General features: G+C 61.3%; 14 protein-coding genes. 2 read left to right on the top strand and 12 right to left on the bottom strand.

From position 1 onward, the window contains the following. Window positions 1-7: 7 nt before the first annotated feature. The 11 genes from L0V05_RS07725 to L0V05_RS07675 form a co-directional block, all read right to left on the bottom strand. Entirely contained in the window at window positions 8-1,045 is a 1,038-nt protein-coding gene (locus L0V05_RS07725) for an ADP-ribosylglycohydrolase family protein (protein ID WP_234869540.1), read from the bottom strand. Window positions 1,046-1,110: 65 nt separating this feature from the next. Then, window positions 1,111-1,356: a hypothetical protein gene (locus L0V05_RS07720; protein ID WP_234869539.1), complete on the bottom strand. Its 246-nt coding sequence runs from the start codon at window positions 1,354-1,356 to the stop codon at window positions 1,111-1,113. A gap of 400 nt (window positions 1,357-1,756) precedes the next feature. After that, window positions 1,757-4,870: a helicase-related protein gene (locus L0V05_RS07715; protein ID WP_234869538.1), complete on the bottom strand. Its 3,114-nt coding sequence runs from the start codon at window positions 4,868-4,870 to the stop codon at window positions 1,757-1,759. Then, window positions 4,863-6,704, bottom strand: a complete 1,842-nt coding sequence (locus L0V05_RS07710) for a phospholipase D family protein (RefSeq protein ID WP_234869537.1) — start codon at window positions 6,702-6,704, stop codon at window positions 4,863-4,865. The genes L0V05_RS07715 and L0V05_RS07710 overlap by 8 nt, the downstream gene beginning before the upstream one ends. Continuing rightward, entirely contained in the window at window positions 6,694-7,851 is a 1,158-nt protein-coding gene (locus L0V05_RS07705) for a DUF6361 family protein (protein WP_234869536.1), read from the bottom strand. The genes L0V05_RS07710 and L0V05_RS07705 overlap by 11 nt, the downstream gene beginning before the upstream one ends. Continuing rightward, on the bottom strand, window positions 7,851-11,009 hold the full coding sequence (locus tag L0V05_RS07700; protein ID WP_234869535.1) for a UvrD-helicase domain-containing protein: 3,159 nt from the start codon (window positions 11,007-11,009) through the stop codon (window positions 7,851-7,853). The genes L0V05_RS07705 and L0V05_RS07700 overlap by 1 nt, the downstream gene beginning before the upstream one ends. Further along, window positions 11,006-13,594: a PD-(D/E)XK nuclease family protein gene (locus L0V05_RS07695; protein ID WP_234869534.1), complete on the bottom strand. Its 2,589-nt coding sequence runs from the start codon at window positions 13,592-13,594 to the stop codon at window positions 11,006-11,008. Before L0V05_RS07695 ends, L0V05_RS07700 begins: the two co-directional genes overlap by 4 nt. A 61-nt stretch (window positions 13,595-13,655) precedes the next feature. Further along, on the bottom strand, window positions 13,656-14,306 hold the full coding sequence (locus L0V05_RS07690) for a HEPN domain-containing protein (protein WP_234869533.1): 651 nt from the start codon (window positions 14,304-14,306) through the stop codon (window positions 13,656-13,658). Window positions 14,307-14,485: 179 nt separating this feature from the next. Beyond that, window positions 14,486-14,911, bottom strand: a complete 426-nt coding sequence (locus L0V05_RS07685) for a DUF6508 domain-containing protein (protein WP_234869532.1) — start codon at window positions 14,909-14,911, stop codon at window positions 14,486-14,488. Window positions 14,912-15,020: 109 nt separating this feature from the next. After that, entirely contained in the window at window positions 15,021-16,130 is a 1,110-nt protein-coding gene (locus tag L0V05_RS07680) for a hypothetical protein (RefSeq protein ID WP_234869531.1), read from the bottom strand. A gap of 42 nt (window positions 16,131-16,172) precedes the next feature. Then, on the bottom strand, window positions 16,173-16,553 hold the full coding sequence (locus L0V05_RS07675; protein WP_234869530.1) for a thermonuclease family protein: 381 nt from the start codon (window positions 16,551-16,553) through the stop codon (window positions 16,173-16,175). 441 nt (window positions 16,554-16,994) lie between these two features. Between L0V05_RS07675 and L0V05_RS07670 the strand changes: the two genes are divergently transcribed. Then, complete coding sequence (locus L0V05_RS07670; protein ID WP_234869529.1) at window positions 16,995-17,987, top strand: helix-turn-helix transcriptional regulator; 993 nt, start codon at window positions 16,995-16,997, stop codon at window positions 17,985-17,987. A gap of 209 nt (window positions 17,988-18,196) precedes the next feature. Here L0V05_RS07670 and L0V05_RS07665 read toward each other — a convergent pair whose 3' ends face one another. After that, window positions 18,197-18,748: a hypothetical protein gene (locus tag L0V05_RS07665; protein WP_234869528.1), complete on the bottom strand. Its 552-nt coding sequence runs from the start codon at window positions 18,746-18,748 to the stop codon at window positions 18,197-18,199. A 228-nt stretch (window positions 18,749-18,976) separates the two neighbouring features. Between L0V05_RS07665 and L0V05_RS07660 the strand changes: the two genes are divergently transcribed. Continuing rightward, window positions 18,977-21,856, top strand: coding sequence for a UvrD-helicase domain-containing protein (locus tag L0V05_RS07660; RefSeq protein ID WP_406565968.1), 2,880 nt, complete (start codon window positions 18,977-18,979; stop codon window positions 21,854-21,856). Window positions 21,857-21,931: the final 75 nt, after the last annotated feature.

The raw sequence follows: 21,931 nt of genomic DNA, 5'->3' as shown, positions 1-21,931 counted from the left end.
CCTGCCGTCACCAGCCAGGGTATTGGTCGCCGAACTCTGCGGCGAACTCGGTACTATCGCGGCGGGCAAAAGCAAGGTCCCGCGCAATCCGAGCGATCAAGTCGGAACATTCGAGCTGTGTGCGGGACGCCTGCGCCTGATCGGGGTAGAGCAGACCCAAAAGGTTTCCGGCGATTGCACCGGTGCTGTCGCTGTCGCCGGAATGGGTGACTGCGATCTGCAGACCATGCCAGAAGTCTCGCCCCGCGAGTGCCGCATAGATGGCAATCGCAAGAGCTTCTTCGGCGACCCAGCCACTGCCAAGGCTCTCAACAGTTTCCGCTCGGCCGTCTCGTGGTGCATTCAGCGCAGCTTCGAGCGCCGCCATGATTGGAGGAGAAAGCCGCACCTTGTCAATCGCGCGTTTCAGAGGGGCGCCGTTGAAGACCTCAAAGAGTATGCGGGCGAAGGCCACAGCCGCCTCGATCCCGAGGGTATGGCCGTGGGTGAGCGCCGAGGTGTCACGGGCAAGCAGTTCGGCCTGTCCAGCGGAATCGGCGATCAAGGCGCAGGGAGATACACGCATGATTGTGCCGCAACCCTTGCTGTCATTGTTGGCGGGGTCGCCGAACTTTTTGGCCGCGGCCAGAGCCGACAGACAGGTATTGCCAGGCGCTCGACGAATCTGAAGACGCACATCGTTGACCAGTCCGACATCGGAAACCTGCATACGCGGTTTTCCACTTTGGGTCAGAAGCCACCGCAGCAGCGCGTGGTGTACTACCGCCTCGGGTGCACATATTCCTCTATCTCCGGCGCGCACAATGGCGCAGATCAGACCCTCTGCAGTGAAGAGCGTCATTTGGGTGTCGTCAGTGATATGTGCGCGGCGGCCGTCATGCCGCGGTAAAGAAGTCAGCCCATCGGGGAAACTCTTGCGGATTCGAGCAAGGTCCCAGAACTCGATCTCGGCGCCAAGTGCATCACCCGCTGCGCCGCCGAATAAACAGCCTCTGATCTTGTTTATAACCGGGTCGATACGCGGGCCAGTGATGAACTGCTGCATGGGGATTCACCATTTTTTGATCTTTGATAGATAACTTGGATGGGTATCAGATTCTCTCGCCGAGATCAGTATGAACTGCGCGACCAGTCGATGCAGAACCAGATATCTCCGAGTATGGCAGAAAGATTCCAGACAATCGTTTCGTCGTCTCCACGGCGCTTACCAGTCGGATGCCAGCAGAAATAAGTGCTGCTCTCGGTCCTCGCAACCGGTTCGCTGCCGATGCGGCGGGCGGCCTCTGCGGCATCCAAAGATTTAGTTTCGAAATATATGTCGAAAATGAAGGAACCGAAGCCGTTGGTCGTATTCATGAAATCCCTCCGTCCTCGAGCGGATGATGTTACCTAAAAAGACAACTAATTAAAATTCGGTGGAAATGACTATAGATGTGATTGGCGCAACGCGTCTCCAAATTCTTTTGTTGCAGATATATCTTAAAGGCGAGGGAAAATCCCAACAATCTGAGAGAAGCAGAGACTTGTGGCGTTGGCAAGTGCCGAAAAGTGCTATGTTTCACATAGATGCATGCCGCAATCTAGAAACCCTTTCAATTCAGATTCATGACATGTGTTGCCGCTAAGGCTGAGTTGGGCGGAGAAGTGGGTTCTGACGGCGAGGTCGGCTTCTCCCGAACTGGATGAGCCGAAGGTGATTGGAAGCAAGGGACACCTCAGATCTCTTTGCCTTCACTTCCACTGAGCAATGCGAAGCTCACGGCTTTAGGGATATCTGAAATTCAGACAGCGGTTGCTCGGGTTCGCTACTTTGTAGTTTGCTCAGCCAAGCTAGAAGATCGTCCTGCCTTGGCTGACCAAAAGCAAGGCGATAGACCGCTACGGACTGCTTGAGCCAGGCAAGTCGCGATACCTCGCGGCTGAAGGGAAATAACAAGGTGTGTCGCTCCACTCTTGTTGAGCCAGGGCAGATCCAATAGGGCTCTAGGTCGGAATTGCTTTGGGCAGAGGCCTTGGCCGCACGAAACATCGAAGCCCAAGGGTCTGGATCGTCGTTGTTGAGCATCATGCAACTCTGAGCAGCCGCTATATTCAGGCGGACAGCATGACTCTTGTAGCGGTGCACACGTCCTTCCCGTTGCTCCAGATCAACAGGATTGGAAGGGAGGTTCCAGTGAATGAGACGGTGGCAGTATGGATGGAAGTCGAGACCCTCCTGGCCTACGGATGTCGACGCAAGCACGAAAGGTCGGAATGGCGAGTTGAATGCCTCGCGCACGAGACCGGTCCGCTGTTCGCCGCTTTCATCTTCACCTCGGGGAGCGAGGCGCATTGCAAAGCGCCCACGCATCCTGAAGGGAGTGTTGACGATCTTTCCTCGGCGGATGCCGAACTGGTCGACATCAATCTGTGCCGGCCGCAGGGAAAGAGCTGCGACCATGGCGTCCGCGAGTTTCGGCACTGCCTTTTCGGACGGATGCCCCTGCAAGCCTTCAGCCTCGAGAAGCACGTGAACATATTCGTCGAGGACTGATTGCAGGTCATGCTCTACACAGAAACGCAGGATCGATTGCCAGTAATAGCCTTCTTCTGAGGCGCGCAGAAGCGCCTGGCTCTCCGGCTGGTTGAACAGCGATCGAAATCCCATGCCGACCTTTGCCGCTGATGTGAGCATTACAGCTGACGAAAGCTCGAGATCGGGAGCAATTCGGGAAAAGGCCCTGAGCGCACAGGTGGCCGGGCTTCCCAGGGCGACATCGGCGAGATGGGACGCCAGATCTGAGAGTTCAACCGAACCGAGGAGACCCTCGACTTGCGCTGCCGCATGCAGCGCTGAGACATGTGCCGGCCATGCTTCCTCGTCGCCGCAGGCTGTCAGGCCATCCGGCGCCTGGATCCAATCCATAAACGACTTGGCTTGGCGGAGGTCAATCCAGGCGAGGGATGCCCAATCCCATGTGACTTCCCGATCGGGCGGGGTTTGTGCGCGATGCAGGTCTCGTGCAAGGGGCTCCAGGGCCGACATAGCAGCGATCCGCTGGTGATGGTGGTCCTGAACCAGCTTGTTCTCGCGAAGAATATGCAGCGGATCGACGGCTGCCGCGAGCGTCGGCGAAGGGCAGACGAGTTGGAGGGCCCGCAACCCGGCCAGCCGCCCCTGGGCTTCCCTGAACTGAATTGGCCGGGAAGTCGGGCGATCGAAATAGCCGTGTCCATCGGCTCCCATTCCCATTTCACGCTCTGCCTCATGTGAAAGCAGGGCCGAAATCGCATCTGGCACCATCGACCAGGCAGAGAACACCAGTGCCTTGGTCGCTTCGATCCTCGCGCCGAAGTAGGGAAGAGAGGGCGGCAACCAAAGACGCCGTGCCAGATCCGCTTCGAAGGCGAGCCGCTTGAGGGCGCGCATCCGGCCGTTGTTCAGCGGGATGGACTGATATTGGTCAATATCCGACCGGTTCAGCTGGAATGGTCGAACAGACTTGAGTGCAGAGCGCAGTTCGACCGTCGGGTTGTTAGCCTGGGAGTCCAGTCGCTCTCGAAGCTTGTAGTCCCGCATGAAACTCATGAGGTAAGGCGCGGACTTCCAGTATTCGAGAGTTCCGGGCGCACGGGCAGCCACGGCCACGGCCGAAACTGCGCGTGCTTCGAGCAGATCAGCGGGCATGACGTCGACCGTTTCTGCCACTTCACGAACCATTGAATCGCGGGCTTCCGTTTCGCCAACGCGTTCGGTTCTGGCGACAACTCGGCGCAGGCGGGATTCGAGATTGACCCTCGCCTCCCTGGCCGCATCGAACCCGGATGGCAAGGCAAGCATGCAGTCGCGGTAGTGCTGAAGCTCCCTCTCCAGATCGGCGACGGTGCTCAATCCGTTTTCTTTCCCAAACAGGAACCTCATCACTTCAAGAAAATCGGTGTAATGGTTCCCTTCTTCCGGACTGTCTCCAGACAGGGTCAACATCCGATAGGGGGTGGCCGACAGCAGGAGTGTGCGGCACTCCTGTCCATTTTCATCAATGTATTCAAAAAGTTGTTGAGCAAGTTCCGCCGCTTCCGAGGTGCCATGAAGTACCTCGTGAAATCTCTGGAACTCGTCGAGGATGATGAGATCCGGTTCGAGCGCGGCAACACATTCCTTCGCCAGAAGTCCACGGAGCCGCGCGATCAGAGGATCGCGCCTGGCTCGCATGGCGCGTTCGATGCCGGATCTGGGCATCCAGATTTTGGCGAGATCGTTGATGTCATCGAGCAGCCCTGGTTCGGAGGCAACTCTGGCGCGGAACCTTGCAGCAATCTCTTCATCTATCGACTGTAATCGAATGTCTGCGAGCGTTACCTGCCAGGTGTCTTCCCGTGAGCCGACCCGAAACAGCGCGAATTTCCCGTCGCCCGGCGTAAGCAGATCGTCAAGTATCCGGACGATCAATGCGCGCTCTCTCGCAGTCCCGGTCGACGATTTCAGATCGAAGGTCGTTCCCGGGGTCAGACTGATGAAATTGATGCGGTTCCGGCGCAGTCCCTTGTCCCCGCCAAGCTGGAGCGGAAGCAATGTGAGCCGAGTAGGCAAGCTATGTGCTCGGTTGCCCAGCACATTGAGCCGGGCGAGGTTCTGCTGCGCGATTGCACCATTGGAGCAGATGTAGACGATATCGATCCTTGGAACGCTGTCTTGCATCAGCTCGATGGCCTTGGCGATCACGCCCCGGGCAACCATAGTCTTGCCCAGCCCGACTTCGTCGGCGACGAGAAACTGCCGTGTTCTATCCGGGTCGGTAAACAGCCGCGCAAAGGCATAGTCGACTGTCCTTCGCTGGAAGGCCTTGAGAGGGGCAAGTGCCGTTTCTGCCGAAAAGCGGAGATCAAGCATGACCGGCTCCCTTCCTGTTTCGTCCCTGCCGCATGGCCTGCCGGAACACTCTCCAGAGGTCGAGGAAGTCAGCCGGAATGACACTCACGCCGTCGGTGCCATGAGATGGACCAAGTCTTTCGATCAACCGGTCGACATCGCCCAAACGGTTCTCGTCCCTCGAAAAGGCGCGCACCAGTTCTTCGAACAGCGGCACCTCCTCGCCAGCGGCTTCTCTCCAGCCTCTTCCTTTTCGCATGGCCGCTGAAAATCCAATGCCCTGTTCGGAGCTGTCGAGAAGCAAGGCCAGGTATTTCAAAAATGCGTCGCGGTTTTCGATGACCGATCGAAGGATTTCCGCGTTTCTGTCCGCGGGCAGTCCTTCGATTTCGGCACCAATCGAAACCAGTTTGTCGATGCCAGCCTCGCGGTCGACAAGCCGGAAGCCAAGCCATCGCGTGACATCCCGAAGAGCGACGGTGCCAAGCTTTACCGGAGCATCCGCAAGACGACCTGCGTCGACCGCGTGGTTCGGCCCGGCGACCAACGGCCAGGCCTGCAGGTCGAGAGCGTCTGGAAGACGCAGATTTTCGGCAGACAAGGTCAGCCTGATGGCGTCGTCATCTCGGCGGCACCGCATCGTCAGCTTACTCGACGATAGCGCCGCCAGTCCGGCTTCGACCCTTTTCTCTGCCGCCTGCACAACTGAATCGAGCCGGGGAGGGCGCGCCTCGTATGGCCGAAGGAATCTTCCCAGCCGAGCAGCGGAAAACTGATCTTCAGTAGATCCGATCTTCTCCGTCGGTCCGGACAGGGTAGCGAACACTTCGACATTGCGCCCGTTGATCAGGGCCGACGTCGTCGCGTTTCCGGATCCGACTGTGACTAGTGTTGTTGCTTTGCGCTCCGTGACGAAAACCTTCGCGTGCAGACCCGTTGCCATACCTATCGCGTCGTCTGAATCGCCATCTTCGCCCTCACCTGCCTCGGCGAAGTCATCAAGAGTATCTATCCTGCCAAAGCGCGATCGCGTGTCTTCCATCAAATTGGCCAACTCGTCTTCCCGCGACAGGAGCCGTGCCTCGGTGGGGGACAATCCCCGGGTCAACTGGATGAGGGCGTCATCGGTGACGAAAGGAGAGATGACACCGAGATTGCGGCCGACTGGCGGCTTCCAGCATTTCTCACTCAGACCGTTCACCGCGAACTTCGCGCGTGCGAACCCCGGCGGAAGGTCCCAGATTGTGCTCTTGAGATCCTGAGCAAGGGTCTCCGAAATCCCGCGGGCCGAAGGCGGAGTTCTTCTGCCCGAGGCCAAATCCGGTAGCCGGGACAACAGCTCAACAATCGGCTGGTTTTCTGGGTTCTCCTCTGGTCCGCGCGCTCCATCAAGGGCCAGGGAGAGATCCCACGAGGCGTCCTTGGTGATGTTGCGCGACAGAAGGGCCAGGCGCAGGCGAGGGGGACGGTTTCCGGCTGTGAATCGAAGCAACCAGATCTTCGGATGGAACGCACCGCCTCTCGGTGCCCTGACTTCGGTGATTGTGTCCTCGAGAAGGGCAGTCAGGCGGCTGACCCCTTTCGGGGTGCCCTGGATCCGGCCCGATTCACAGAAAATGGCGATACGCCGGGCGTTGCGCTCGAGTCCTTCGAGCAGGGCAAGAGGCGTGTCGAGAACCTCGCTTCGACTCTCGGCCGCCTGGAAGGCCAGCGATGCGGGAATGACGAGGGCGGTCTCGAAGTCGAGTGTATAGGTCGTGGCCAAGGCGCAATCAAAACGATAGCCATGTGGCGCCCGCAGGATGTCGGTGTATAGGGCCCGGTTCTGTGGATCGAGTGCCGCTTCATTCTGCATTCGTCAGATCCTTCAGATGCGACGAAACCAGATCCCACCGGAATCCAATAACCTGGGTTCCGGAGGATCCGCTCCAGCGAGACAGCGCTGCGGTGTTGGCGAAGCGCGATTTTGCCCCTTTCAGCGTGCGCTCCCGCCGTTCGATGATGCGCCGCGCATCCGGATCGTCGCAGATGGACGAGCGGGTCTGGCGTGTTGTCTCGAGCCATTCGACTATGAAGCGACGGGTCAAGGGCGTTACACGGTGCGCCGTGGCTCCGACGCGTCGCCACAGGTCCTCGAGACGCCAGTCCTGCAAGGGGAGCTGCTCAAGTTCCCTCTGCCAGTCTTTGATGCGGCTCCGGTAATCGTCGGACCGGTCTTGCCAGGCAGATCCCTCTCCGGCCCTCTCCGACATCAGTTCCGAGAGCATGAGGTTGTAGAGCAGGCTGGCCCCAAGAACCATGCAGGCAAGAAACTCGGCATGCTGGACAAGTATCTGATTGTCCTCAGTCCAGGTCGCCCGCATCGGATGCGTCCAGATCGAGGTGCAGCGAACGGAATCGCCGGAGCCGACAAGCTCCCGAAAGAGGGATTGGGGTGCAACCTGATGCAACCGATCGATCAGGAACCCGGTCTCGTCCCGCGTGAGCCGGAAAGTGGTGGCGTCAAGGAAGCCCAATTGTTCATCGGGCAACCCTGCCGACCAGAGACCGATGTTTTCTTCGGCGCCTGGCTGCAGGTCGAAATAGGCGCTTCTGCTGCCATGGAAGCGACGAATACCCAGCACTCCAAGTCCTGCCCAGTAGACGTCACTCGGGAATCTTTTCAGCGCTCCCTTCGCGACCGATCCGATGACTCCCGTCTTTTCGCCGCCCGCGATCAGGGCTTCGATCAACCTGATTTCGAGCGATCGCGCGACCTCAGCGCGCGCGAGTCCACTCCCCGGGTGGCGATGTGCCTGCCGGTAAATCCACGGCACAAACAGCATGTAGCGTAGGCGGGTCTGGATGGTGCTCGTCCCTGGAAACATCAGGTCCGAGAGTCCGTCGCGCACTGCGCTGACCCCGAGTTCGTCGCGTGCCTCCTCCTCCGCGAACAGGTCCATGATGCGATGGGTCCGCTCGCGGTCGGATTGGTCGAAGTCGATCCAGGCGAGAAAGGACATCAGGCGTCCTCCCGAACTGCGCTGGACCCGGTCAGCTCGCAATGGGTCACCATGCCCTCGTTCATCCAATTGATGAGGACACCCAAAACCGGACGATCGGGCTGTAAGCCTTGCAGAGCCGCCGCATAGCTCATCAGCTGCGCCCGGTAGTCTTCGAACCTCGCCGCGGGATCGGGAGCAGGGCCGGACTTGTGGTCGACAATGAGCATCCCTGCCGGGCCGGAGGCGAGGCAGTCGATGATGCCGTTGATCTCCGATCCGCTCGCATCCTTGACCTGGATCGGCACTTCAAAAGCCAGTTCAGCGAAGCCCTGTCCGCCAAGCCACCCGGTAACCGCCGCGGCCTGGGCAGCGATGGCTTTGATCGTGTTGGCATCGAGGCCAGTTGATGCGGTCAGGCGAGACGCGAGGTCGGGGCGCTGAGACAGAACCCGAAATGCCAGATGCCATGCAGTGCCGCGATCCGTCGCGGTCGAGAAGCCATCCGGTGTCCCTCCGACCCTGCAACCCAGGAAGATCGTGCGCACGGGTGTTGCAGGCGCCTTGGTCGCGAGCGAGGAAGGCGCGACGCGCAGGGGCGTGCGGCCGGTGACAATGGGCGCTCGTCGTTCAGCAAAAAGTGTCGAGCCCGCGGTGGCTGCCCGAGTTTGTCCGTCATCCATTGCTGGCGTCACAGATGGCAGGGCAGTGACCCGTGCCGTGAAGCGCTTTCCTCCCAGCCAGACACCATCCTCCTCGTTCTTCAATCCACATTGGCTTCGAAGGATGGTCGCAAAGTCCGTTCTGGGCTCCCTCGGTTCGGGCGGCAGGGCAATAACAAGGCGGTCGCGGGCGCGCGTCATCGCGACATAGAGCAGGCGGTGTGCCTCGCTTCGGCAGGCGTCCTCACGGGCAGACTTGAAGGCCGCGGTCTGTTCCTTTGCTGCGAAGTGCGGCGTGAACTCCAGCTCTGCATGATCGAGCACGTTGTCGATGTCTTCAAACCCTTCAAATTCGGCCCGAAGAGAGTTGCCGCGTTCGCTCCAGTCGTATTCGAGCTCCGCCACAACGACCACCGGCCATTCCCGGCCCTTTGCTGCGTGCCAGGTGACGATCTCGATTCCGTCGGAGGACCAGCCGTCCGGGTCGGGGCGACGGTTGAAGGCCTTTTCGGACTGGGCATCCAACCAGCCCAGGAATGTCTTGGCGCGTCGTCCGTGGAAGCCTGCCGCCGCCGTGATCTCGGGGGCAAGTTCGTCGAAAGCCTGGGCCTCGGCCAGGAAGCGGCAGAGGTCTGCCCGTGCAGACCGGGGGTCGGGCAGCCCGGCGGCCCAATCCCATAGACCGGCGGCACAAACGGCTTTGATCGCAAGATCGGCCAACGAAAGCAGGTTCGGGTTAATCAAGCGGAGGGGATCCAGTCCGGGATGGACAAGGAGGTCGCCGGAAATGGACTGTCTGAGCGCTTCCTCAATCGGGACATGGGGGGGGCCAAGGGTGAGGAACGCCAGGGCGGCATGGGCATCATGGGGGTCGGCAGCAAAAATAAGCGCATGGCCGGCGACACGCACGGCCAGGCACTCGCGCCAGCCGTCTCCCTGGATCCGCACCGGTAGACCAAGAGACCGCAGGACATCCGCCTGCGCCTGCGCCCGGTCATGCCGGTAGCACAGGATCGCGATGTCATCGGGGCGGACGGGGCGGATTTGCCTGGTCTTGCGGTCGACGACAGGCTCGCCGTCGGCAATCATCGCGGCGACGCGCGCAGCGATGGCATCCTGCGGCTTTCCGGCCTTCGACCTGCTTCCCGGAACTTCGACGACTTCCAGCCAAGGGAGTCCGGGGTCGGACCGGGTGGCAGCGAGGGAAACATAGGCTTCGTCGAAGAGCGACTGGCCCAATGCGTTGACAAGTTCCATCACCGGCGGGGTCGATCGCCAGTTCTCGCGCTGTGGATCAAGGCTCTCCGGCAGCGCGCGGTTCAGGGCTTCCGAAAGACGCGGGTCCGCACCCTGGAAGCCCATGATAGACTGCTTGGTGTCACCGACAATCAGGCAACGTGGTGCATGTCGGGCAAGACGCCACAGCATGGCGAACTGGACCGGGTTGGTATCCTGAAACTCGTCGATCACCACACAGTCGATTTCGCCGATCACTGCGTTCAGGAGATCGGGCTGTTCCCGCAAGATCGCCTCGGTGTCGGAAATCATGTCGGCATAGTCGATCAGTCCTGCCGAGACCTTGGCCTGCGCATAGACGGCCATCACCTCCTGGGCCCCGCACACCAGCGCCCTGAGATGAATGCAGGCATCCTCGAGCGGACCGGGGTGGCTCGGCAAGACCGCCGCAGCCGCCATCACCTCGTCGGCGAGGGCATCATAGCCGTCCGGGGTCGGGCATCCGCGCTTGGACTGGCGCAGATTGCGCAGCTTCTGCCACAACTCCCAATCCTGCGTCAGCAGATCGGGTGAATGCGACGCTTTGCGGAGGCTGTCAAAGTTGGCGCGGAAGTCCCTGTTTGCCGTGACGTTTTTGGGCACCGTCAGACACTTCGGAAAGGCGCACATCAGCGCGTGGACAGCATCCGAAAGTCGTGCGGTCGCCGCCTGAGGGTCAGCTAGGCATGGCCCATACCGCCTGCGCAGTTCAGCCTCGGCATCACGCACGATCTCTGGATCAAGGCCGCGAGGACCGAGGCCGCGAAGCAGGTCGATGGTCGCAATGACCTTGGAGCGGAACTGCTCCTCGGCGCTCCTGCCGGTCTGCCTGTCCCAAGCGTAGGCAAATCGTCCAAGGTTCTCGCGGACAGGTCGCAGCGCCTCGCCATGTCCCATCTCCTGGCGCAGGAGAAGGTCCCGCTCCGCCTCCGAAAGGAGGCGGAGTGAGGGATTGCGACCCGTGGCAAAGGCGTGTTCGGTCAGCAGCCGCAGCCCAAGGCCATGAATGGTTCCGACATAGGCACGGTCAATCGCGAGCGCATCCTCGATGCGACCGGCGGCCATGAGAGATCCGCGCAGCCGCCCCTTCAATTCGTCAGCGGCGCTTTCGGTGAAGGTGACAGCCAGGATGCGCTCGGCCCTGATCACGCCGGACGTCACCAGCGCGGTCAGTTCGGTCTCGATCCGATGGGTCTTGCCCGACCCGGCCCCGGCAGGGACGAGGGTAATTCCTTGTTTCACTCTGCATCCTCCGAGGGTTCATCCGGGACCGGCAAGAGGAAGGCGGACACGAAGGCGTCGTCGAGCGCATAGGCCTTCATTCCCCGCTCCTTGTCGAACCGCTTGGCATCGTCGGCTCGACCGAGGGGAACGAGCCCGGCTCCAAGCTTCGCCGCGAGGCGGACAAGCTCGGCGACAGCCAACTCCGAGATGTCATTCTCGAGATCGTCGATGCCGGGCGCGTCGGCCAATCCATTCGACAGCACATGGTCGTCGAGCAGGCAATTGTAGGCGACGGCTATGGCGGAGAATGTGGGCACTGGCGCAGCGGTTGTTGGTCTTGCCAGCATGGCCCGGTAGAGTTCGACCTGCAGATCCCACCCGTGCTGCATGCGTTTTTCACGGCTGGCCGACCGGGACCGCTTGTGATCGACGATGACGTGGCGACCGTCGGCGATCTGCAGCAGGCAATCGGCTCGGCCGTTCAGCATCAGGCCGTAGCCCTCGCCGGACAGGGAGATTTCATTTGCAAGAACTGTCGCCCCGAGTTGCTCCAGGCGGCGACGCCAAGCGGATGCAATTGCTGTGATTTCCCGGACCAGCCCGCCCCGCTCGGTTTCCCAGCCAGGCTGCGCCAGCCAAGGAGAGATCCGCGCCACGGCGTCTGCGACAAGGTCCGGGCAGCTCGATGCAAGCGCCGCCTCGCTCGGCAGGGCGGCATTGGCGGGAAAGGCATGCTCCAGCACGTCATGGGCCAGCGAGCCGAGTGTCAGCACGTCGAGGCTTTCCGGTTTCCAGGGCACGGCGTGAAGATCGAGTTCGCTCAGTGTCCATGCGAGAGGGCTGACAAGGAGCGTATCGAGCCGGGAGGGGGACTGGGGCTTGGCCCTGCCGTCGTCGGTTCTGCGCAGTGACAGAAGATCGCTTCCCAGGGCAAGCTCGCCAGTCTCGGGCAGGGCGGGCTGGCCATCATCTTCATCGCGCGGAATGGTGCGCGAAAGGGACGGGACCGAACCTTTCGGAACCTTGCTGACGTCGGTGACGAGTTCGGCCGGCGTGGTAATGCCAAGACATCTGGCCATCAGCGCATGGGCCGTCGAGGTCGAAAGCCTTTTCCCGCCGGAATCCAGCGCCGGCACGAGAACGTCAACGGTCTCCGTTGCCGCGCAAAGTTGGCGGCGAAAGAGCTCGATACGCCGCGCCAGCACTTCCCCGCGCGTAGGAAGCCAGAGGTTCGTCAGCCTGCGAATTTCGAGTTTCTCGCGGTCAAGAAAGACCGGATCCGTTGCCGCCGACGTCGGATAGGCGTCGCCGGCAGCACCAAGAACGATCAGTCTCTTGCAGCGCCGCCACGGCAGGGCATCGGCCGTGAAGAGGCTTACGCCCTCGATGAACCGTTCGGCGGGAGCGCGGCTCGGCGCCGTATCGACGACTGCGCGGGCGAGGGTCCAATCCGGGCTCTCAAGCGTGAGCGCTGCCCTCAGCCGGCAAATGAGTTCAGCGAATGTCTCGCGGGCCTGCGGAAAATCTGCAGCAAGGGCTGCCTGAATGTCACCCAGTCGCGCAAATAGCTGGCGGACCGAGATTACAGGGCCACGCAAAAGGTCCAGCATTGGCGCCGATGCCGGGTCGGGGCGGATGTGGCCCCGGTCCATCAAGTGCCGGGCCATCGCGCTTCCGCGCGCGGTAGACCAAGGCATCAGCGGCGACGTGATCGCGGCTGCAAGCGCCATTCTCGCGCCGGGTCCCTGAAGCACGCGCAGCACATTTACCATCAGATCGGCGGCAAGATCGCGAACGGCCGGCCCTTCTCCGCCGGACAGTGGAAGACCTGCGGTCGCGAAGGCCGCGGCGGCGAGTGCAGGATATATGCTCCCGGGTGTCAGGATCGCGACGTCGGCGGGGGAGGCCACAATGCCATCGTCGAGCAGCTTCTGGATCATGCCTGCGGCGAAGGCCGCTTCCTCGGCCGGATCGCGCAGGCCCCAGAACGCGACGCTATGGTCAGGCGGAACTGCCGCTTCCGAAGAAGAAAGTCCTGCCTGGATTTCCCCCAGGGCGCCCGGTGCAAACGGAGCCATGCCCAAGCGCGGGGTGATCCCATCGGTCTGGACTTCGTGGCTGACCGTGCCGTGCTGATGTCTCAACAGGTCTTCCAGCGCGCGTTCGGCCGGGCTGGCGAAGTGGCAGGTCGGACTCTCGACGACGGGAAGTGCCTCGAGGGCGTCGGATGCGGAGGAGGACAGGACATCGCGCCAGATGGCAAGATCGTCCGGAAGGGTCCCGTCCATCCGCTCCCAAAGCTGCTTTATGCCGGTGAGATGGTGCTTTGCTCGACCGTCCGGCAGGGCCTCGGGGCGCAGGGACGACGGAACCATCTCTGGCGTCCCGGTCGCCACGGCGCGGAGAGCCGCCTGCAGCGCCGCTTCGGTTTCCCGGGGCGCGGCCGCGTGGCTCGCGGCCCAGGGATCGTCAGCACGGATGGCTGAGGCAAGGTCCAGCGGTTTTGCCTTCGGGACCAGATAGATCTCGGCCAACAGCGAGGGCGTCAAAGGTCGTATTGCACCGGTTGCCGGATGTCGCGTGAAGAGCGGATCAATCCTCATTTTTTCTGTCAATCCCGTCAAAACTCGCCAACGTTGCACTCATCATCCCGGAATGGTTTGACTAAGGACCTGTCCTTGCCGTCCCCGCCTGAAGCTTCGCGGACCCGGACGCGCCTCTTCTGGGGTTGCCCACGACCGGGTAGAAGGGGCGCCCCCAATCCTCGTCTGGGTTGTCCAGCATCAGGTCGATCATGGCGGGAAGGAAAGTGCCGAGAATGGCCGCTCCGTCGCGCACCTGATCGCGATTGACGTAGGAGCCCCAGGTCGTGCCCCCATGCACCATCTGGCAGCGGAGCACATAAAGCCGGTCGAGAACGATCATCAGGATTCGCGCGACATCATTGTCGATCATCGACTGCCGCGCCTCCATCGCCGAAGAACGGAAGGCGCGTTGGCAGTCGGCGTCGCTTCCCCAATTCACGTTCAGCCAGAAGGGGCGGAAGACATACCTGTTCTCGAGCAGTTTCCTGATCGGCCCCTGAAACCGTTGGGCAACGGCGCCCTGCAGGGTGGCGGAGGTGTCCAACCGCACGATCTGGCGCAGGACGGAGGCGAAGCGCGTCCTTTCCGAGATGGGAGTATCCGCGTCCTGGTCATCAGCGTAGGCCGCGTTGAAGGCGATCCAGTAGAAGAGGAAGGCAGCATCCGGGTCGTCGGGTTCCGATTGCGCCCGGCCGATCCAGGAAATCGCCCGATGCACCTTGACGGCCATAGTTTCTGGGAACCCGTCCCTGAGCAGGCGCTCCTTGGCTTTCAACTGTTCAAATGACAGGGCGCGCTCGGCCAATTGGATCACCTTCCGGTTGTCTTGCGTCAAGCAGCCATTTGATTTTGGCGAAGGTTGGGCGGATCGGGGAAGATTGTTTGGCTCGAGGAAACAGTCAGGGCTCTTCAGCTACCGAGTTCGGTCAAGATCGCTCGCATCCGCCTGACTATAAGAAGTAACATTCCCGACTCAATCATCTGGAGCAGCCGTCCTTCACAGAAGCGGTCCGCTCTGATGTCCGCCGTCGTTATCAGGACCAGTTGTTCCAGAGTGGCCTGCGCAATTTCCTCAGGGTGATCGCGGAAACGCTTTGCCTCCGCTGTTTGACTCCATTTCGGCCACGGCAGATCGCGCCGAACCCATTGCTGCTGGTAGGCCTGTTCTACCAACTCCACGATGGTGCGGTCATAGTGCACAAACGGCATCTGGCGGTGGCCATCGGAGAGCTTGCGATGAACCCAGGTGCCTCCGCGAAACGCCGGGTCCTCCAGTCGTGGCAAGAATGTAGTAATTGCTTCCAGGGCCGCGCGGATGTCTTTGGGCTCGTGCATTGCCATCTTTCCTCGTGACGCACATTTGGCGGGAAATCTTGCGATAAGGTCTGGTGCTGCTCTTCGTCAGTGTTTGACGGGACAGCCGCACGAGGTGGCCTGGCTGCAATCACTCCGCCGCATGAAGCCGGCTGATCCCCGATCCGGCCGCGACGGCGGATTCCCGGTTGCGCAGGGCGGCTTCGCGTTCGCCTATCTCGGCCTCTTCGGGGGGCTGGATGCGGTCGCGCATCAGGGGCTCGGCGCGGAGGCTGACGATGAGCAGGAGGGCGATCAGCGGCAGCATGTCGATTGCGCCGGCGGCGATCCAGGCGTGAAGAGCTGCGCCGAAAGCTTGGGCGCGGACGGCCTCGCCAAGGCTGATCGGGGCGGGGATTGGGACGCTGACCGAGGCATGGTTATCCGACCAGGCCTGCGCCTGCGAGACCCAGCCTTGGGTCGGGGCGTCGAGACCGGCGATGGTCTCCCCGTCGACGCGGACGATCCCGGTCGTCTGCACCACCACACTGGGATCAAGCGACTGCAGGTCGGTCACGGCGGCGGCGACGTCCTGCGCGGCGGTCAGGAAGGCGGCCTGGTCGCCCATCGCCGCGGCGGCGCGCAGGGCTGCGATGGCGTTGAGGCCGCGGGCATGGATTTCACCCGACTTGGCGTCGAGCGCCGTCAGGGTCTGTTGGGCTGTGTCAAAGCCTTCGGCGGCCAGGGTTAGCGTGGCAAAGCGCGGCCCTTCGCCGGATTTGCCAAAGGCGCCCTTGGCTTCCTGACCTGCCATTGCGCGATAGCCCGCGGCGATGGATGCGGCCGAGCCGATCAGGGGGCTCAAATCGGATTGCGCCGATGCCGTGGCCAGGGCGTCGCTGATCGGCTCGACCCGCTCGATCAGCTCCGCCGAAAGCGCGCTCCTGCCGGCCATCGTAACGACAACCGCTTGGGCGCTGGCCCCGATAGCCACGGCGGTCAGGGCAAAGCCCGTGAGAATGATCGCGGTTGTCCCGAGGACCGTCCTGGCCCGGCTCGCCGCGCCGATGGCGATGTGCCAGCTCACGCCGAGCGCGCCGGCAAGCACCAGCCCCCCGGCGGCCGCGACGATCGGATGGCCGCCGGCGGCATAGTAGCCGAGCGCGGTCCCGAGGGCCGCGAAGGCGGAGCAGCCAATGGCCGCGGACTGGGCCAGGCGCGTGCCGCGCTCGTAATGGGTGGGGAGGTCTTTGGTCGTCATCTCAGGGTCCTTTCTGGCAAGCAGTCTCGGGGTCGCCGAGCGTCATCGGGGAATGCAGTAGGCCGGCATCAGGCCGGTGTAGGGGCCCGCGTCCTGTTGCGGGACGCGGTAGAATCCGTCGGGGTCGTAGCGGGCGCAGCGCCCCGCGAGGCGCGCCGCAATCAGCTTGATGCCGAGGTCCTCGCCATCAATGGAGCAGCGGCCGACCTGACGGTCATGCGTGGTTTCGCCGGTCAGGGCGCAGGTCACGACTTCTCCACGCACCATGTCGCGAATGAACGCTGCGGCTGCTTCGCCTCGGGCTGTTCCCAGCTCATCGGCGGTCACGCCCGACAGACGGACGGGAACCCCGGAGACCACAATCGTGTCCCCGTCCCGCACATGGGTGACGACACCTTCGAGCATCAGCCCTGAACCCTGCATGGGATTCGACGTGAGGAGGATAAGTGCAGCAGCAAACAGAGATGTCTGGGCAGGGATCCGGCCAGGGGACTGGGTGGCTACGGGGGCAGGGGGTGTGACCATCGGGATACTCTTCACCTTGAGTTACTCGTGAACCGAAGGAATCGCCCCGACGGCCACAGAAACGTTAATAAGAGGTGAAGGTGTCAGATCCTGTCAGGGAGGCTGCGCGAGCCTGTACTCACCCGCCTTCCGGATGCAGTATGGAATTTCAGGACCAAGGCCCGCCAAAGTGATGACACGTTCCGAAAGGACGATCGCGGCAACGGCTGGCGGAAATGGCCGAAGGGATGACTGGACGGCGCAGTGCCAGTGTGATCGCTTGTTTTTGTTGAATATTTCTTCGGCGGCAGCGGTTCTGCTGGACCTTGCTCGTGCGCAGAGGTGTGGGGTGGAGGACAAATGTCCCTGAGCAAGGCTAAAGATCTTCTTCGGCTGGCCGAAATGGCCGCGGCGCGTCATGCCGGTGTGTCCCTTGCCGACATCGTTGAGGAGTTCGACGCCGATCATCGCACGGCACAGCGCATGACCAAGGCGCTGGAAGACGCCTTTCCCGGTGTCGAGATCCGCACGGATGCAGATCGCCGCCGCCGCTGGAAGCTGCGGGACACGAGCCTTCTGCGGATGCAGGGGATCCGCGACAGCGAGCTTGCCGCGCTTGAAATGAGCATCCGCCGCGCCGAGCGCGAAGGAGCTATCCACGAGGTCCGGACACTGACCTCGCTCAGGGATCGGCTGCTCGCCACGATGCCGAGTTCCCATGCGCGACGTGCGGAGGCCGATGCCGAGGCGGTGCTGGAAGCCTATGGCTACGCCTCACGGCCTGGCCCGCGAGTGAAGAGCGAGCCTTTGGTTCTCGAAACGATTGCCCAGGCGCTGAAGGGGCCCTTCCGGCTCGTCGTGAGCTACGCAGGCCCCAAGGAAAAGAATCCCCGCGAACGCATCCTCGAGCCCTATGGTCTGCTGATCGGTGTACGTAGGTATCTCGTCGCCCGGGAGGTCGGCAAATCGGGCGGGTTCCAGCACTACCGGCTGGACCGGATGCGCCACGCGCGCCTCGACATCCAGACCTTCGCCCGCGATGCCGAGTTCGACCTGTCAACCCATGCCGCGAGAGCCTTCGGGTCCTTCCATGCCGACAAGGAATTTGGCGAAGTCGTCTGGAGGTTCCGGCCCGAGGCAGCCGCCATTGCGAGGGAGTTCGAGTTTCATCCGGATCAGGAGGTTGCGGAGGAAGAGGATGGGTCTCTGGTTGTCCGCTTTCAGGCCAGCGGCTGGCTCGAGATGGCGTGGCACCTTTATCAGTGGGGCGACAAGGTCGAGGTCGTGACCCCCGTTGGTCTACGAAAGATGGTCGAGAACTACGGTCGCTCGGATTTCCCGGCGATGCCGTAACCTTGTATCAATTGAGCGTTGATCAGAGGTTGCTTCCGGCATTCGCATAGTTCGAGCGACTATCCGCGTTTTGGTCCTGCACGTTTAAGTGGTGGGGGCAGCCGATGCTGGAGAGCAGCTTTGCAGGTTCCAATATTCGGCACCAAGCGGGGAGCGGTAAGTGTCAGTGCGCAGCGACAACTGACATCGTCGCACAGTAAGCATTTTCGTCAGCTTCCGGAAGTTGAACTCGGCAGGTCCGCCCACCTGACCCTGAGATAACGCCCCCTTTGCGTCGGAAGGGACCTGCGATCAACCATTCGGCCACATACCTGAAATGCCTCGTTAATCTTGACGACAAGCAGCTTGCTGAAGTTGCCTGACAGGTCGACCAAGACCTCGTCCTTCTTCTTGAAGGGAGTAATTGTCTTGATCTCGACATGGTCGTTGCCAAGCCTTCCATCCGCACCTTGGGCGTAGGTTCGGTTCAATTTGATCCCGTATGTGATGGCGCCGAAGAGTTCACCGATGTCGCCGTAGGCGTTCAGGTGGAGTCCAGTTTCGAGATGGTAGCTTTCAGCAAGCGAGATCAGTGACTCGAAGTAGGGGATCATGGTTTGAACAGCGTTTGGATACTTGGCGCGCCATTCCTTGTGTCGCAACTGTTCATTGATTTCCGACCAGGTCACCCACTCGTCATCATCGAAAAATGCGCGGTCATCCCAGTCGATAGAGTCCATTCGAAGAAAGTCCTGATTGATGCTCATGAGCCAGAACAGCATCGCAATCAGGCTGATCTGTGGCAGATGGGACAATGACGCCGAAAAGCCTGACGTGCCGGGATGGTACTTTCCATTCTTTGGCCGTGATCTTCGTTCATGGTTGATGTCTGGCTTGTCCGAGAGACAAGCTGACCAGATGCGATCCCGAGGCTCAGCGCATTGATTCGACTGCAACAACGACCTCTGTTTGGTTTCCTTGCTGATCCCCTAGGCCGATTTGCTCGTGCGATTGAGTTGGACGGGAATAGCATCCGGATCACGCGACGCGGCCGGGTTGATGACTTGCCGTTGCGGTTGATGGTGGCCGCACCTTCCATTCGGAAGGGAATGCTCGGGACCTCACTAACCATCCGCTCGGGCGAAACTGACGTTGTCACGCTGAAGGGCGCGGGCAACCACGAGGCCCATGATTTCTCAGCACAGGTTGCGGCAGCGTGGACCAGCTTCAATCTCGGAGCCCTCGAGAGAGAAGCGGCGCAACTGGACAGGACCCTTGCCGAGGTGCTCGATTTGGCTGCACCGTCCCGATACCCCGCGGCGTGCCAGATCTCACCTGCACTGGATGACGCTCGACGACTGGAGGCGTCGCTGCTGTCGAAGCTGAATATCGATGCCATTGGTCCCGAGGCCGCCGCCCGTATTGCGCCCGTCAGGAAGTTTGCCGCTGACCCGCGCACGATGCGTGCGGATGGCATTGCCGCTTTCCTCTCCGCCGAACTGGAACGCTGGAAGGACTTCTTCGATACTATTGAGAGCAAGCCGCTGACGCCGGAACAGCGTCTTTCGGTTGTCGTCGATGAGGATGCGACGCTCGTTCTTGCCGGAGCGGGATCGGGCAAGACCAGCGTCATTACTGCAAAGGCCGCCTATCTGGTCAAGGCGGGCATCCGCCAGCCGCAAGAGATCCTGCTCTTAGCATTCGCGAAGAACGCGGCAGAAGAGATGTCGGAACGGGTCGAGGCCCGATCCGGGGTGCCCGTCGTCGCGCGGACGTTCCACGCAATTGCCTACGACATCATCGGGATCGTCGAAGGGTCGAAGCCAGCCTTGGCCGACCACGCCACGGACGACATGGCCTTCACCAACCTGATCAAGCAGATCCTGAAGGACCTTGTCCACAAGCTCTCGGACGTGTCGAACGCCATCATCCGGTTTTTTTCGCATTTCCTGGTCGAGCCGAAGACCGAATGGGACTTCAAGACCAAACACGACTTCTACACCCACATGGAAGCGCAAGACCTGCGGACACTGCAGGGAGAAAAGGTCAAAAGCTACGAAGAGCTGCAGATCGCCAACTGGCTCTATGAGAACGGCATCGAATACGAGTACGAGCCCATCTACGAGCACAAGATCGCGGAAACGGGCAGGCGAGATTACCAGCCGGACTTTCGGCTGACCGAAAGTGGCATCTACATCGAGCATTTCGGGGTGCGACGCCAGAAGATGGCCGATGGCAGCGAACGGCTATTTACGGCCCCTTTTGTGAACCGCGACCAATACTTGGCCAGCATGGACTGGAAGCGCCAGGTCCACGCCGAGCATCAAACCACCTTGATCGAGACCTACAGCTATGAACGGCAGGAGGGTCGCCTGCTGACCGGCCTCGCCGAGAAACTGGCGCCGCATGTCACCCAGAAACCCCGACCGGTCAACACGATCTATGACCGGATCGTCGAGTTGAACCAGGTCGATGACTTTTCGAAGCTGCTCGGAACCTTCCTGCGCAAGTTCAAGAGCGGTGGTTACAGCCTGCAGGACTGCGAGACCAAATCCGAGCGGATCAAGTTGGGTCAGCGAGCACGTGCGTTTCTCGATGTCTTTACGCCGGTCTTCGAGGAGTACCAGAAGCGCCTCAGCGGTCGCATCGACTTCGAGGACATGATCCTGCGCGCTGCAGGCTATGTAGAGACGAGGCGCTACATCAGTCCGTTCCGCCACATCCTGGTTGACGAGTTCCAGGACATTTCGCAAAGCCGGGCCCGGTTGGTGAAGGCGCTGAAAGCCCAGCATCCTGACGTGCGTGTTTTCGCCGTGGGCGACGACTGGCAGTCGATCTTCCGCTTCGCGGGGTCCGACATACACCTGATGCGTCACTTCGGGACAGAGTTCGGTGGCAGCTTCGATGGTGAGACAGGAGTGCACCGAACCGTCGATCTGGGTCGCACCTTCCGTTCGGTCGATCAGATTGCCTTCGCAGCCAGAACCTTCGTTTTGCAGAACCCGGCGCAGATCCAGAAACAGATCATCCCGGCCGGAACAGCGACCGAACCTGCGATCCGGATCATGACCGTCTCCAAGGGAGAGGATGAGGGGAAACTGTCCGAGGTTCTTGCCGCCATGTCAGCCGCTGTGGCGCCTGATGCAAAACCCGCGACGGTACTTCTCCTTGGCCGATACCGATTTATCGAGCCGGACATGCAGGAACTTAGGCGCCGCTACTCTCGGCTGAAGATAAGCTTCAAGACGATCCATGCCTCCAAAGGGCTGGAGGCCGACCACGTCATCCTGCTGAACGCCGACAGTGGGCGCATGGGGTTCCCGTCAGAGATCGTCGACGACCCGCTCCTGTCTCTGGTGTCGCCGGAGGAGGAAGCCTACCAGAACGCAGAAGAGCGTCGTGTCATGTATGTCGCGATGACCCGGGCACGGCACACCTTGACGATCCTTGCCTCGAACGCGCGGCCATCGTCTTTCGTCACCGAGCTTCGGAAAGATCCTGCTTATGGGATCTCGGCGGCCCCCGGAGCTGAGCCGGAGGCCCACGTCTGCGGCGAATGCGGTGGGCGTTTGCTGGGCGTCACTGGGCAGGACGGACGGCTGTGGTATCGTTGTGAGCATGTACAACATTGCGGAAACCTACTACCTGCCTGTCCATCCTGCGGAAGCGCACTGCCACGCCGTGTCAATGGGACGACCGAAGTTCGATGTAGCTGCGGTGCCAGCTATCCCACTTGCCCGGAATGCGATGATGGCTGGCTGGTCGAACGGAGCGGCAGCTATGGCAAGTTCCTTGGCTGCGTTCGCTATCCGACCTGTGTCGGGAAGGCGAAGATCTCGAGCGGCGAGCTGCCCACCGCCACGAAGCTGCGACGCAGGAGACGTACCTGATGTCGGGTGTGGAGTCGTCTCGGCTTCTACCGTCACGCCTGCGCCTACTCGCGCAAGACGACATATTCGCCCAGC

Origin of the sequence: Alitabrizicola rongguiensis, assembly GCF_021491355.1 — a bacterium.
Classification (GTDB): Bacteria; Pseudomonadota; Alphaproteobacteria; order Rhodobacterales; family Rhodobacteraceae; genus Aliitabrizicola; species Aliitabrizicola rongguiensis.
This window is presented reverse-complemented; position numbering and strand designations above follow the sequence as displayed.